The following is a 15,017-nucleotide window of genomic DNA, read 5'->3' as shown; positions in this document are numbered from 1 at the left end:
GTCGTACTTGGACAGGAGTTCACGGATTTCCATTTCGACGAGCTCGAGCAGTTCGGCGTCGTCGACCATGTCGGCCTTGTTCATGTAGACGATGATGTAGGGCACGCCAACCTGACGGGCCAGCAGGATGTGCTCGCGGGTCTGGGGCATGGGGCCGTCGGCGGAGGACACGACGAGGATGGCGCCGTCCATCTGGGCGGCACCAGTAATCATGTTCTTGACGTAGTCGGCGTGGCCCGGGCAGTCGACGTGGGCGTAGTGGCGCTTGGCCGTCTCGTATTCGACGTGAGCGGTGTTGATGGTGATGCCGCGCGCTTTCTCTTCGGGCGAGGAATCAATCTCATCATACTTCTTGGCAGCCCCGCCAAATTTCTTCGACAGAATGGTGGTGATCGCCGCGGTCAAGGTGGTCTTGCCGTGGTCAACGTGTCCAATGGTGCCAACGTTTACGTGCGGTTTCGTCCGCTCGAATTTTTCCTTAGCCATTTTTCAATACCCTATAAGATCAAAATTATTTCTTGGCAATGATCGCTTCAGCGACGCTTTTCGGCGCCTCGGAGTAATGCTTGAACTCCATCGAGTAGGTCGCGCGTCCCTGCGACATTGAGCGCAAATCGGTGGAATAGCCGAACATCTCGGCCAGCGGCACCTCGGCCTTGACCAGCTTGACCCCGGCGGCATCTTCCATGCCCTGGATGATGCCGCGGCGACGGTTCAGGTCACCCATGACGTCACCCATGTAGTCTTCCGGCGTCTCCACTTCGACTGCCATCATTGGCTCCAGCAGGACCGGGCTCGCCTTGCGCATCCCGTCCTTGAAAGCCAGAATCGCTGCCAGCTTGAACGCCAGTTCCGACGAGTCGACGTCATGGTAGGAGCCGTCGAACAGCGTGACCTTGACATCCACCACCGGGAAGCCGGCCAGCACGCCGTTGTTCAGCGCTTCTCTCAGGCCCTTCTCGACCGCAGGGATGAATTCGCGCGGGACCGTACCGCCCTTGATGGCATCAATGAATTCAAAGCCCTTGCCAGCCTCGTTCGGCCCCATCTTGATCCAGACGTGACCGTACTGACCCTTACCACCCGACTGCTTGGCATGTTTGCCTTCCTGCTCGACTTCCTTGCGGATCGCCTCACGGTAGGCCACCTGCGGCGCGCCAACGTTGGCCTCGACGCCGAACTCGCGCTTCATGCGATCCACCAGAATTTCGAGGTGGAGTTCGCCCATGCCCGAAATGATGGTCTGGCCGGATTCTTCATCCGTGCGCACGCGGAACGACGGGTCTTCCTGCGCCAGACGACCCAGCGCGATACCCATTTTTTCCTGGTCAGCCTTGGTTTTCGGCTCGACCGCAACGTGAATCACCGGCTCGGGGAACTCCATGCGCTCCAGCGTGATCGGGCTGGCCACATCACACAGCGTATCGCCCGTGGTCACATCCTTCAAACCCACCGCCGCCGCGATGTCGCCCGCGCGCACTTCCTTGATTTCTTCGCGCTGGTTGGCGTGCATCTGCAGGATACGGCCGATCCGCTCCTTGCGGCCCTTGACCGGGTTGTAAATCGTGTCGCCGGAATTCACCACACCGGAATAGACGCGGAAGAAAATCAACTGGCCAACATAGGGATCGGTCGCGACCTTGAATGCCAGCGCCGAGAATTTTTCGTCGTCCGCCGCACGACGCTCACCCTGCTCACCGTTGTCGAGTTCACCCTTGACAGGCGGAATATCGGTTGGCGCAGGCATCAACTCGACCACCTTGTCGAGCATGGCTTGAACGCCTTTGTTCTTGAACGCGGTACCGCACATCATCGGCACGATTTCGCTGGCAATGGTGCGCGCACGCAAACCCGCAAGGATGTCAGCCTCGGAGAGATCACCCTCTTCGAGGTACTTGTTCATCAACTCTTCGGACGACTCCGCAGCCGCCTCGACCATGGTCTCGCGCCATTTCTTGCTGACCTCAACCAGATCGGCCGGGATGTCGCGCAGGTCAAATTTCATGCCCTGGCTGGCCTCATCCCAATAGACCGCCTTCATCTTGATCAGGTCAACCACGCCCTCGAACTTGTCTTCCGCCCCGATCGGCACTTGCACCGGAACCGGGTTGGCCTTCAGGCGCGAGCGCATCTGCTCATAGACCTTGAAGAAGTCGGCGCCGGAACGATCCATCTTGTTGACGAAGGCCAGACGCGGCACGCCGTACTTGTTGGCCTGGCGCCACACGGTTTCGGACTGCGGCTGCACACCACCCACCGCACAGTAGACCATGCACGCGCCGTCCAGCACGCGCATGGAGCGCTCGACCTCGATCGTGAAGTCGACGTGCCCCGGGGTGTCGATGATGTTGATGCGATGCTCGGGGAATTTGCCATCCATCCCCTTCCAGAAGCAGGTCGTCGCAGCAGAGGTAATGGTGATGCCACGCTCCTGCTCCTGCTCCATCCAGTCCATAGTGGCCGCGCCGTCATGGACTTCGCCAATCTTGTGCGACACGCCCGTGTAGAACAGGATGCGCTCGGTGGTGGTGGTCTTGCCGGCGTCAATATGGGCCGAAATGCCGATATTGCGATAGCGCTCAATGGGAGTCGTGCGTGCCACTTTAGTTACCTGCCAATCAATACGTTGGGTTTAGAAGCGGAAATGCGAGAAGGCCTTGTTGGCCTCAGCCATACGGTGCACTTCTTCGCGCTTCTTCACTGCGCCGCCACGACCCTCGGCCGCATCCAGCAATTCGCCCGCCAGACGGGCACCCATGGACTTCTCGCCGCGCTTGCGCGCTGCGTCCTTCAGCCAACGCATGGCCAGCGCAGTACGACGACTCGAGCGCACTTCGACCGGGACCTGGTAGTTGGCGCCGCCGACGCGACGACTCTTCACCTCGACCAGCGGACGAGCATTGTTCAGCGCCGTGCTGAACACTTCCAGCGGATCCTTGCCGGACTTGCTGGTGATCTGCTCGAAGGCGCCATAGACGATGCGCTCGGCGACCGACTTCTTGCCGCTGGACATGACGACGTTCATGAATTTCGAAACTTCCTGATTACCGAATTTCGGATCAGGCAGGATTTCACGCTTGGGGACTTCGCGACGACGGGGCATTTTCCTGTCTCTCTATCTAGTTAAGCTTGCTGGCCAATTAGGCTTTTGGGGGACGCCAAGTTCAATCACGCCTTCTTGGGGCGTTTGGCGCCATACTTCGAGCGCGACTGCTTGCGATCCTTCACGCCAGCCGTATCCAGGCTGCCGCGCACCGTGTGGTAACGCACACCCGGCAAATCCTTGACGCGGCCGCCGCGCACCAGCACAACCGAGTGCTCCTGCAGGTTATGGCCTTCACCACCGATGTAGCTGATGACCTCGAAGCCGCTGGTGAGCTTGACCTTGCACACCTTACGCAAGGCGGAGTTCGGTTTCTTGGGCGTCGTGGTGTACACGCGGGTGCACACGCCGCGGCGTTGCGGGCAGGCCTTCAAGGCCGGAACCTTGCTCTTTTCCACCGGCGCCTGGCGCGGCTTGCGGATCAGCTGGTTAATCGTTGGCATGTCAAAAATTCCGAAAAATTAAGGTGAGCGTATCGTTTGTAAAACAAGCGGGACGGCGCCAACCGCATTTTTTGAACGCGGCGCCGTCCCGGGCTACAGTCCTGCGCTTCCCGGCGCACGTATGGCCGGAAAAAGACGCGTGATTCTAGGGGAGAGACCTCCCCCTGTCAAGCCACTTCCTGATTCTGGTCGGCACTGGTTTCACCGCCTTCGATCAGGTGCGCAGCGCCCAAGTCCTCCCCGGCTGCCTGGCGGCGACGGGTATTGTGGTAGGCCAGACCGCTGCCTGCCGGGATCAGGCGGCCGACAATCACGTTTTCCTTCAGGCCGCGCAGCTCGTCCTTCTTGCCCATGATGGCCGCTTCGGTCAGCACGCGCGTGGTTTCCTGGAAGGAGGCCGCCGAAATGAAGGAATCAGTCGACAACGACGCCTTGGTGATACCGAGCAGGATCGGATCGTAGGTGGCAGGTTCTTTGCCTGCCGCGACCATCTCGTCGTTGATCTGCAGCACTTCCGAACGCTCGATCTGCTCCCCAGGGATAAGTCCGGTCGCGCCCGGATCCACCACAGTGACGCGGCGCAGCATCTGACGCACGATGACCTCGATATGCTTGTCGTTGATCTTCACACCCTGAAGACGGTAGACGTCCTGCACCTCGTCGGTGATGTAGCGGGCCAGCGCTTCCACGCCCTGCAGGCGCAGGATGTCGTGCGGGTCAACCGGGCCGTCGACGATCATTTCGCCCTTCTGGACGATCTGGCCGTCGTGTGCGGTCACATGCTTCTCTTTCGTGATCAGGTACTCGTGCGCCACGCCGTCCATATCGGTGATGACCAGGCGCTGCTTGCCCTTGGTGTCCTTGCCGAAGGAGACGGTGCCGGTGACTTCCGCCAGCACGCCGGCATCTTTCGGCGAACGTGCCTCGAACAGCTCGGCCACGCGCGGCAGACCGCCGGTAATGTCGCGTGTCTTCGAGGTTTCCTGCGGGATACGCGCGAGCACGTCACCCACCGCCACATCCTGGCCGTCCTTCACCGTGATGATGGAGCCGATCTGGAAGGTGATGTTGACCAGGGTGTCGGTTCCCGCGATCTTGATCTCGTTGCCGGTTTCGTCCAGCAGCTTGACCTGCGGGCGCAGGCCCTTGCCTGCACCGCTGGCCTTGCGCTTGGGATCAATCACCACCAGCGTGGAAAGGCCGGTGACATCGTCGAGCTGCTTGGCCACGGTGACGCCCTCTTCGATGTTCTCGAAGCGAATCCGGCCGGCATATTCGGTGATGATGGGACGGGTGTGCGGATCCCAGGTGGCCAGTACGGCGCCTGCCTTGATCTTGGCACCGTCGGTCACCATCAGCGTGGCCCCGTACGGTACCTTGTGGCGCTCGCGCTCGCGGCCGCTGTCGTCGGCAATAATGATTTCACCGCTGCGCGAGATCGCAACCAGTTCCTTACGCGCGTTGGTCACGTAGCGCATGGTGGCGGTGTACTGTACCGAACCATTCGACTTCGCTTCCAACTGGCTGGCAGCGGCAGCACGCGACGCCGCGCCACCGATGTGGAAGGTCCGCATGGTGAGCTGGGTGCCCGGTTCGCCGATCGACTGGGCGGCAATCACACCGACCGCCTCGCCGGCATTGACCAGATAGCCGCGCCCCAGGTCGCGGCCGTAGCACTTGGCACACAGGCCATAGCGGGTCTCGCAGGTCAGCGGCGTACGCACCTTGACCTCGTCGATGCCCAGCGATTCGATGGTGTCGACCACGTCTTCCACCAGCAGGGTACCGGCTTCGAACACGGTTTCCTGGGTCTCGGGATGGATGATGTCGCTGGCAGCCACGCGGCCGAGAATCCGTTCGCGCAGCGCCTCAACCACTTCACCGCCCTCGACCAACGCCTTCACGACCAGGCCGTTCTTGGTACCGCAATCGTCCTCGACCACCACCAGATCCTGCGTCACGTCGACCAGGCGACGCGTCAGGTAGCCCGAGTTCGCGGTTTTCAGTGCGGTATCGGCCAGACCCTTACGCGCGCCGTGAGTCGAGATGAAGTACTGAAGCATGTTCAGGCCTTCACGGAAGTTCGCCGTGATCGGGGTTTCGATGATGGAACCGTCCGGCTTCGCCATCAGGCCGCGCATGCCGGCCAGCTGGCGAATCTGCGCAGCGGAACCCCGCGCGCCCGAGTCAGCCATCATGTAAATCGCGTTGAACGATTCCTGGGTGACGTCCTTGCCATTGCGATCGGCGACTTTCTCGCTTCCCAGCTGCGCCATCATGGCCTTGGCCACGGCGTCGCCGGCACGGCCCCAGATGTCGACCACTTTGTTATAGCGCTCGCCCTGCGTCACCAAACCCGAGGTGTACTGCGATTCGATCTCTTTGACCTCGGCTTCGGCCGCGCCCAGGATCTGTCCCTTCTCGTTCGGAATCAGCATGTCCTTGATGGCGATCGACATCCCTGCGCGGGTCGCGAAGGTGAAGCCGGTATACATCAGCTTGTCGGCGAAGATCACCGTCTCGCGCAGGCCGCAGCGGCGGAAGCTGGCGTTGATCAGCTTGGAGCGCCTTGTCGACGAAGCTGAACGGCAGCCCCGGCGGCAGAATTTCCGACAGCAGCGCACGGCCGAGCGTGGTTTCCACCCGCTTGACGGTCTCGACACGATTTTTGTTCTCGTCAAGCGTCACTTCCTTGATACGCACCGTGACGCGGGCATGCAGCGCAGCCTCACGATTGTCGTAGGCGCGGCGCGCCTCGGTGACGTCGGCGAACATCATGCCTTCGCCCTTGGCGTTGACCATTTCGCGCGTCATGTAATACAGACCGAGCACGATATCCTGCGACGGCACGATGATGGGCTCGCCGTTGGCGGGCGACAGCACGTTATTCGACGCCAGCATCAGGGTGCGCGCTTCGGCCTGCGCCTCCAGCGACAGCGGCACGTGGACGGCCATCTGGTCGCCGTCGAAGTCGGCGTTGAACGCCGCACACACCAGCGGGTGCAGTTGGATCGCCTTGCCTTCGATCAGCACCGGCTCAAACGCCTGGATGCCCAGGCGATGCAGCGTCGGTGCGCGGTTCAGCATCACCGGATGCTCGCGGATGACCTCTTCCAGCAAGTCCCACACGATCGGCTCTTCGTCTTCCACCATCTTCTTGGCAGCCTTGATCGTGGTCGCCAGCCCCAGCACTTCGAGGCGGTTGAAAATGAAGGGCTTGAACAGCTCGAGCGCCATTTTCTTCGGCAGGCCGCACTGGTGCAGCTTGAGCGTCGGGCCCACCACGATGACCGAACGGCCCGAGTAGTCGACACGCTTGCCCAGCAGGTTCTGGCGGAAACGACCGCTCTTGCCCTTGATCATGTCGGCCAGCGACTTCAACGGGCGCTTGTTGGCACCGGTCATCGCCTTGCCGCGACGGCCGTTGTCGAGCAGCGAATCAACCGCTTCCTGCAGCATGCGCTTTTCGTTGCGCACGATGATTTCCGGCGCCTTCAGTTCCAGCAGCCGCTTCAAGCGGTTGTTACGGTTGATGACGCGGCGATACAGGTCGTTGAGGTCGGACGTGGCGAAGCGGCCGCCATCCAGCGGCACCAGCGGACGCAGTTCGGGCGGCAGCACCGGCAGCACTTCGAGGATCATCCATTCGGGCTTGATGCCGGACTTCTGGAAACCTTCGAGAATCTTCAGACGCTTGGACAGCTTCTTCAGCTTGGTGTCGGAACCGGTTTTGCTTATTTCCGCGTGCAGGGTCTCCACTTCGGTATGCAGGTCGAGCGAGCGCAGCAGTTCGCGCACGCCTTCCGCACCCATCAGCGCCTTGAATTCGTCGCCATACTCTTCCAGCTTGGCGAGGTAGTCTTCCTCGGTCAGCAGCTGACCACGGTTGAGCGGCGTCATGCCGGGCTCGACCACGACGAAGCCCTCGAAGTAGAGCACGCGCTCGATGTCGCGTAGCGTCATGTCGAGTACCATGCCGAGACGGCTGGGCAGCGACTTCAGGAACCAGATGTGCGCGACCGGCGAAGCCAGTTCGATGTGGCCCATGCGCTCGCGGCGCACCTTGGACAGCGTGACTTCGACGCCACACTTTTCGCAAATCACGCCGCGATGCTTGAGGCGCTTGTACTTACCGCACAGACATTCGTAATCCTTCACCGGACCGAAGATCTTGGCGCAGAACAAACCATCACGTTCCGGCTTGAAGGTACGGTAGTTGATGGTCTCCGGCTTTTTCACTTCGCCGTAGGACCAGGAGCGGATTTTCTCCGGCGACGCCAGGCCGATCTTGATGGCGTCGAACTCTTCCTCGTGGGTGGCCTGCTTGAAAAGATCTAACAATGCTTTCATGGCTGTGTCCTCACCCCTAAATTAATAACGTTCCAGATCGATGTCGATGCCGAGCGAGCGGATTTCCTTCACCAGCACGTTGAAGGATTCCGGCATGCCCGCCTCGATCTTGTGATCGCCCTTGACGATGTTCTCGTACACCTTGGTACGGCCGTTCACGTCGTCGGACTTCACGGTCAGCATTTCCTGCAGCACATAGGATGCGCCATACGCCTCCAGTGCCCACACTTCCATTTCGCCGAAGCGCTGGCCGCCGAACTGCGCCTTGCCGCCCAGCGGTTGCTGGGTGACGAGCGAGTACGGGCCGGTGGAACGCGCGTGCATCTTGTCGTCGACCAGGTGGTGCAGCTTCAGCACGTGCTTGTAACCCACCGTGACCTGACGATCGAAGGCTTCGCCGGTACGGCCATCGTACAGCGTGACCTGACCACCTTCGGGCAGGCCGGCCAGCGTCAGCATGCGACGGATTTCCTCTTCCGAGGCGCCGTCGAACACTGGCGAGGCAAACGGCACGCCCTTTTGCAGGTTGCGTCCCAGCTCGATCACTTCCTCGTCGGTGAAGCCGTCGATGTCTTCCGCCTTGCCCGACTGGTTGTAGATTTCCTTGAGGAAGTGGCGCAGGTCCTTCACCAACGTCTTGGTCTGGGCCGCCAGCATCTGGCCGATCTTCTCGCCCAGGCCCTTGGAGGCCCAGCCGAGGTGGGTCTCCAGGATCTGGCCGACGTTCATCCGCGACGGCACGCCAAGCGGGTTCAACACGATATCGACCGGGCGGCCATCCGCCATGAAAGGCATGTCCTCGACCGGCACGATCTTCGATACCACGCCCTTGTTGCCGTGGCGGCCGGCCATCTTGTCGCCGGGCTGCAGACGGCGCTTGACCGCCAGATAGACCTTGACCATCTTCTGCACGCCAGGCGGCAACTCGTCACCGGCGGTGAGCTTTTTCTTCTTCTCTTCAAACATCGCATCGAATTCGATGCGCTTCTGCGTGAGACTGTCCTTCAGCGACTCGACCTGACGGCTGGCCTCGTCGTCGGCCAGACGGATGTCGAACCAGTCGTGGCGATTCACCGATTCCAGGTAGTCCTTGGTGATCTTGCTGCCCTTGGCCAGTTTCTTCGGCCCGCCATTGGCGACCTTCAGGTGCAGCAGTTTTTCCAGACGCGCGAAGGTATCGTCCTCGACGATGCGCATGCGGTCGGTCAGGTCCTTCTTGTATTCGGCGAGTTGGGTGTCGATGATCGACTGCGCGCGCTTGTCGCGTTCGATGCCTTCGCGGGTGAAGACCTGTACGTCGATCACCACGCCCGACATGCCGGACGGCACCTTCAGCGACGTGTCCTTCACGTCGGATGCCTTCTCGCCGAAAATGGCGCGCAGCAGCTTTTCTTCCGGCGTCAACTGGGTTTCGCCCTTGGGCGTGACCTTGCCGACCAGCACGTCGCCGGCTTCGACTTCGGCGCCGATGGCGATGATGCCGGAGTCATCCAGACGCCCCAGTTGGCGCTCGGCCAGGTTGGAGATGTCGCGGGTGATCTCCTCGGGCCCGAGCTTGGTGTCGCGCGCGACCACCGACAGTTCCTCGATATGGATCGAGGTGTAGCGGTCTTCGGCGACGACTTTCTCGTTGATCAGGATCGAGTCTTCGAAGTTGTAGCCGTTCCATGGCATGAACGCGACCAGCATGTTCTGTCCGAGCGCCAGTTCGCCCATGTCGGTCGATGCGCCGTCGGCAATGACGTCGCCGCGGGCGATGACGTCACCCACCTTCACCAGCGGACGCTGGTTGATGTTGGTGTTCTGGTTGGAACGGGTGTACTTGATCAGTGAATAGATGTCGACGCCGACTTCACCGGCGCGTGCTTCCTCGTCATGCACACGGATCACGATACGGCTGGCGTCGATATAGTCGACGATACCGCCACGATGCGCAGTCACCACCGTGCCGGAATCGACCGCAGCCGTGCGTTCGATCCCGGTGCCGACGAAAGGCTTTTCCGGACGCAGACAGGGCACGGCCTGGCGCTGCATGTTGGAGCCCATCAGCGCGCGGTTGGCGTCATCGTGCTCGAGGAACGGAATCAGCGACGCGGCCACCGACACGATCTGCGCCGGCGCGACGTCCATGTATTCAATCTTGTCGGGCGTCGACAGCGTGAATTCGTTCTTGTAGCGGCACGAGACCAAGTCGTCCTTGAATTTGCTCTTGGCATCAAGATCGGCATTGGCCTGTGCGATGACGTATTTGCTTTCCTCGATCGCCGACAGGTATTCGATCTCGTCGGTCACCTTGTGGTTGACGACCTTGCGATAAGGTGTCTCGATGAAGCCATACCAGTTGGTGCGGGCGAACAAGGCCAGCGAGTTGATCAAGCCGATGTTCGGACCTTCCGGCGTTTCGATCGGGCAGACGCGGCCATAGTGGGTCGGGTGCACGTCGCGCACCTCGAAGCCGGCACGTTCGCGGGTCAGGCCACCGGGGCCCAGCGCGGAAACGCGGCGCTTGTGGGTGATCTCGGACAGCGGATTGGTCTGGTCCATGAACTGCGACAGCTGTGACGACCCGAAGAATTCCTTGATCGCCGCCGACACTGGTTTGGCGTTGATCAGGTCATGCGGCATCAGGTTGTCGGACTCGGCCTGCGAGAGGCGCTCGCGCACGGCGCGCTCGACCCGCACCAGGCCAGCGCGGAACTGGTTCTCCGCCAGTTCGCCGACAGAACGCACGCGACGGTTGCCGAGGTGATCGATATCGTCGATTTCACCGCGGCCGTTGCGCAGCTCGACCAGGATCTTGATCACCGCGACGATGTCCTCGGTCGATAGCGTGCCCGAGCCGGTCAGCTCGTCACGACCGATGCGGCGGTTGAACTTCATGCGGCCGACGGCCGAGAGGTCATAACGCTCTTCGCTGAAGAACAAATTGACGAACAAGGCATTCACTGCATCTTCCGTGGGCGGTTCGCCCGGACGCATCATGCGATAGATCGCCACCTTGGCGGCGTATTCGTCGGTGGTATCGTCAGTGCGCAGGGTCTGCGAAATGAAGGCACCGTGATCGAGGTCATTGGTGTAGAGCGTATTGAACTTGTCGACGCCCGCTTCGGCCAGCTTCGTCAGCAGATCTTCCGTGATCTCGTCGTTGGCGCGCGCCACCAACTCGCCAGTATTCTTGTCGACGACATCGTGCGACAGCACACGGGCCACCACGAATTCGACCGGAACCGCCCATTTCTTGACGCCGGCGGCGTCAAGCTCGCGAATGTGCTTGGCGGTGATGCGCTTGTCCTTGGCGACGATCACGTGGTCATCCTTGCCGCAGATGTCGAAACGCGCCAACTCGCCGCGCAGGCGCTCCGGCACCAGTTCAAACTGGATGCCCTGGGTGTTGATGTAGAACGTGTCCTTGCTGAAGAAGGCATCAAGGATGCTCTCCGGCGTATAGCCGAGCGCCTTCAGCAGGATGGTGACCGGCATCTTGCGACGACGGTCGACGCGGAAGAACAGGATGTCCTTGGCGTCGAATTCGAAATCCAGCCAGGAACCGCGGTAGGGAATCACGCGCGCCGAGAACAGCAGCTTGCCCGAGCTGTGGGTCTTGCCGCGGTCGTGTTCGAAGAACACGCCGGGCGAACGGTGCAGCTGCGACACGATCACACGCTCGGTACCGTTGATGACGAAGGAGCCGGTCGGCGTCATGAGCGGGATTTCGCCCATGTAGACTTCCTGCTCCTTGACCTCCTTGATGGTCGGCTTGGATGCTTCCTTGTCCATGATGACCAGGCGCACTTTGGCACGCAGCGGCGCACAAAAAGTCAGACCACGCTGCTGGCATTCCTTGATGTCGAACACCGGCTCGCCCAGCAGGTAGCTGACGTATTCCAGACGGGCGTTGCCGCTGTGGCTGACGATCGGGAAAATCGAGGTGAACGCGGCCTGCAGGCCTTCGTTCAGGCGCTCGTCGCGCGAACGGCCCTCTTGCAGAAAGGCACGATAGGATTCAAGCTGGGTCGCCAGAAGAAACGGCACCGGAAGGGTGTTGGTCCGGCTGGCAAAGCTCTTGCGCAGACGTTTTTTCTCGGTAAAGGTATAAGCCATGGGGTCTCCTTGACGATCAGGGGCGGGCGGGCACGCGGGTTACGCGCCGGCGCTTTGTAGGGCACACGCAAAAAGCAAATGACCCGGAAGCCGATTCCGGGTTCCGGGTATTTGCTGCTTGCGTCTGCCGCGGGTTTCCCCGCAACACACCACCGCAATATGAATGTGGCGAAATAAATGCGTCTCCGGAAACGGCGGCACGCTTGCGCGCGCCGCCCTGGGGACCGTACTTATTTGACTTCGACGCCTGCGCCAGCTTCTTCCAACTGCTTCTTCAGCGCGTCGGCATCGGCCTTGGATACGCCTTCCTTCACGGCCTTGGGTGCGCCATCGACCAGGTCTTTGGCTTCCTTCAGGCCCAGGCCGGTAGCGGCACGCACCACTTTGATGACTTCCACTTTCTTTTCGCCAGCGGAGGTCAGCATCACGGTGAACTCGGTCTGCTCTTCAGCAGCAGCACCAGCAGCGCCACCGGCAGCGGGGGCAGCCACGGCAACCGCAGCGGCAGCGGCGGAAACGCCGAATTTCTCTTCCATTTCCTTGATGAGCTCGGACAGCTCAAGCACGGTCATGCCAGCGATGGCATCCAGAATGTCAGCTTTTGCAACAGCCATTTGTATTACTCCTGTCAATTATGCTTCAGATTAAAAATCAATGTCGTTTATATGCGGATGTCGGCAGGCTGCTCAGGCAGCCTGCTTGTCGCGCACCGCAGCCAGCCCGCGAACGAACTTGGTCGGCACTTCGTTGAGCGTACGAACGAATTGCGCGATCGGGGCCTGCATGGTGCCCAAGAGCTTGGACAGCAGTTCTTCGCGGCTGGGCATGCTGGCCAGATTCCCCACGTCCTTGGCGGACATGACGAAGTTGGGCATGGCACCGGCCTTGACGACGAACTTGTCGTTGGTCTTGGCAAACTCGTGCATCACTTTGGCGGCAGCCACCGGATCCTTGGAAATGCCATAGGCAAGCGGACCGACCAACTGGTCGGCAATGCCTGCAAACGGCGTATCCACGATCGCGCGGCGTACCAGCGTGTTTTTCAACACACGCAGATAGACCCCTTCCTTGCGCGCTTGCGCACGCAGCTGGGTCATATGCTCCACCGTGATGCCACGGTATTCGGCAACAACAACCGTCTGGGCAGCCGCAACCTGCGCAGCAACCTCGGCAACGACGGCTTTCTTTTCTTCAAGATTCAGACTCAAGGTCTTACCTCCTTCTCAGTTACGGAGCGTTACCCGCTTGTGCCCACGGGGCGCTCCGGCTGGCGGCCTTGACAGGAAAATCCTGCTGGGGAACGCCATCTGCGTAGGGCCCGGTACCCGCAAACAGAGGATGTAACTCATCGCCCACTTGTCAGTCACCGGCAATTAAATCCTTGCGGATGCCTACGGTCTTTGACAACCCGTCAGCCAAAATCTGGCTGACGGCCCAAAGTTCAGACTGGGGCACACCTTCCGGCATGCCCTCAAATAAATTTATGCGCTGACGCTGGCCTGGTCGACGCGCACGCCCACGCCCATGGTGCTCGACACCGACAGGCGCTTGAAGTAGACCCCCTTGGAGCTGGCCGGCTTGGCCCGCTGCAATGCGTCCAGCAAGGCCGCCAGGTTTTCCTTCAGATCCTCGACGCTGAACGAAGCACGGCCAATGGTGCAATGCACGATGCCACCCTTGTCGGTACGGTATTGCACCTGACCGGCCTTGGCATTTTTCACTGCGCCGACCACGTCAGGCGACACGGTGCCGACTTTCGGGTTCGGCATCAGGCCGCGCGGACCCAGAATCTGGCCGAGCTGGCCGACCACGCGCATGGCGTCTGGCGTGGCGATGACCACGTCGAAATCCATCTTGCCGGCCTTGATCTCCGCCGCCAGATCGTCGAAGCCGACGATATCCGCACCAGCATCTTTCGCTTTTTGCACGTTATCGCCCTGGGCGAACACTGCCACGCGAATGGTCTTGCCGATACCCTTCGGCAAAACCACGGCGCCGCGCACCATCTGGTCGGATTTACGCGCATCGACGCCAAGGTTCACGGCGATATCGATCGATTCGTCGAATTTGGCCGTAGCCGTTTCCTTGACCAGCTGCAAGGCGTCCGTCACCGGGTAATTGCGGTTGCGGTCAATTTTCTCTTTGAGCGCACGCAGGCGCTTGGATGTATTAGCCATCTCAGACTCCCTCCACGATGATGCCCATGGAACGGGCCGTACCGGCAATGGTGCGTACCGCCGCGTCCATGTCGGCCGCAGTCAGGTCGGGTTCCTTGGTCTTGGCGATCTCTTCGAGTTGGGCGCGGGTGATCGTGCCCACCTTGTCAAGATGCGGTTTGGCGCTGCCCTTGTCGAGCTTGATCGCCTTCTTGATCAGCACGGTCGCGGGCGGCGTCTTCATGATGAAGGTGAAGCTCTTGTCCGCAAACGCAGTGATCACGACCGGAATCGGCAGACCGGGCTCCATGCCCTGGGTCTTGGCGTTGAACGCCTTGCAGAATTCCATGATGTTCAGGCCGCGCTGACCGAGCGCAGGACCAATGGGGGGCGACGGGTTGGCTTTACCCGCCGGCACTTGCAGCTTGATGTAGCCGACAATCTTCTTTGCCATGATGGCTCCTAATAAATGAGTACCAACGCGCTTTGGGGTTGCCCTACTCGCGCTCCTCGCCGGTTGCCCGGACCTACCTTCCTATTTGATGCCGCTTCCAGGCTGATGCCGAAGCGACCTCACCCAGCCAGACTTTACTTTCGCCTGGACTAGCTTTTCTCGACCTGACCGAAGCCCAGTTCCACAGGCGTCGCCCGACCGAAAATCATGACCGACACGCGCAGCTTGCTCTTGTCGTAATTCACTTCTTCCACATTGCCATTGAAGTCGGTGAACGGACCATCGATGACCCGCACCACCTCGCCCACCTCGAACAGCACCTTGGGCTTGGGCTTCTCCACACCCTCGCGCATCTGGTCGAGAATAGCCTGTACTTCCTTTTCGGAGATGGGCGCCGGCTTGGTCGCCGT

10 protein-coding genes and 1 pseudogene are annotated in these 15,017 nt (G+C 60.7%); all 11 read right to left on the bottom strand.

All coding sequences use genetic code 11. The features are described 5' to 3' along the window. Positions 1 to 486 (bottom strand): GTP-binding protein (locus tag ABT23_RS14320; RefSeq protein ID WP_296636754.1); only part of this gene is annotated, 486 nt, incomplete at its 3' end. 25 nt (positions 487 to 511) lie between these two features. Beyond that, on the bottom strand, positions 512 to 2,602 hold the full coding sequence (gene fusA, locus ABT23_RS14315; protein WP_296636751.1) for an elongation factor G: 2,091 nt from the start codon (positions 2,600 to 2,602) through the stop codon (positions 512 to 514). A gap of 30 nt (positions 2,603 to 2,632) precedes the next feature. Further along, on the bottom strand, positions 2,633 to 3,103 hold the full coding sequence (gene rpsG / locus ABT23_RS14310) for a 30S ribosomal protein S7 (protein WP_018507896.1): 471 nt from the start codon (positions 3,101 to 3,103) through the stop codon (positions 2,633 to 2,635). Between the two features lie 65 nt (positions 3,104 to 3,168). Next, complete coding sequence (gene rpsL / locus ABT23_RS14305) at positions 3,169 to 3,546, bottom strand: 30S ribosomal protein S12 (RefSeq protein WP_011310913.1); 378 nt, start codon at positions 3,544 to 3,546, stop codon at positions 3,169 to 3,171. A gap of 167 nt (positions 3,547 to 3,713) precedes the next feature. Then, positions 3,714 to 7,896 (bottom strand): annotated as a pseudogene (rpoC, locus tag ABT23_RS14300) (DNA-directed RNA polymerase subunit beta'). A gap of 21 nt (positions 7,897 to 7,917) precedes the next feature. Next, a complete protein-coding gene (gene rpoB, locus ABT23_RS14295; RefSeq protein ID WP_296636747.1) occupies positions 7,918 to 11,997 on the bottom strand; it encodes a DNA-directed RNA polymerase subunit beta in 4,080 nt (1,359 codons plus the stop codon). A gap of 230 nt (positions 11,998 to 12,227) precedes the next feature. Continuing rightward, on the bottom strand, positions 12,228 to 12,611 hold the full coding sequence (rplL, locus tag ABT23_RS14290) for a 50S ribosomal protein L7/L12 (protein ID WP_296636745.1): 384 nt from the start codon (positions 12,609 to 12,611) through the stop codon (positions 12,228 to 12,230). A gap of 72 nt (positions 12,612 to 12,683) precedes the next feature. After that, a complete protein-coding gene (gene rplJ / locus ABT23_RS14285) occupies positions 12,684 to 13,205 on the bottom strand; it encodes a 50S ribosomal protein L10 (RefSeq protein WP_296636742.1) in 522 nt (173 codons plus the stop codon). 273 nt (positions 13,206 to 13,478) lie between these two features. Beyond that, the gene (rplA, locus tag ABT23_RS14280; RefSeq protein WP_296636740.1) at positions 13,479 to 14,174 is read right to left on the bottom strand and encodes a 50S ribosomal protein L1; all 696 of its coding nucleotides are present in this window, start codon (positions 14,172 to 14,174) and stop codon (positions 13,479 to 13,481) included. A gap of 1 nt (position 14,175) precedes the next feature. Further along, on the bottom strand, positions 14,176 to 14,607 hold the full coding sequence (gene rplK / locus ABT23_RS14275) for a 50S ribosomal protein L11 (RefSeq protein WP_018507890.1): 432 nt from the start codon (positions 14,605 to 14,607) through the stop codon (positions 14,176 to 14,178). A gap of 149 nt (positions 14,608 to 14,756) precedes the next feature. Next, a partial coding sequence (locus ABT23_RS14270) for a KOW motif-containing protein (protein ID WP_296636737.1) occupies positions 14,757 to 15,017 on the bottom strand: 261 nt, incomplete at its 5' end.

The organism is Thiobacillus sp. SCN 63-57 (assembly GCF_001725555.1).
Taxonomy (GTDB): Bacteria; Pseudomonadota; Gammaproteobacteria; order Burkholderiales; family Thiobacillaceae; genus Thiobacillus.
The sequence above is the reverse complement of the archived record's forward strand: the minus strand, read 5'-3'. Positions and strand labels throughout refer to the sequence as shown.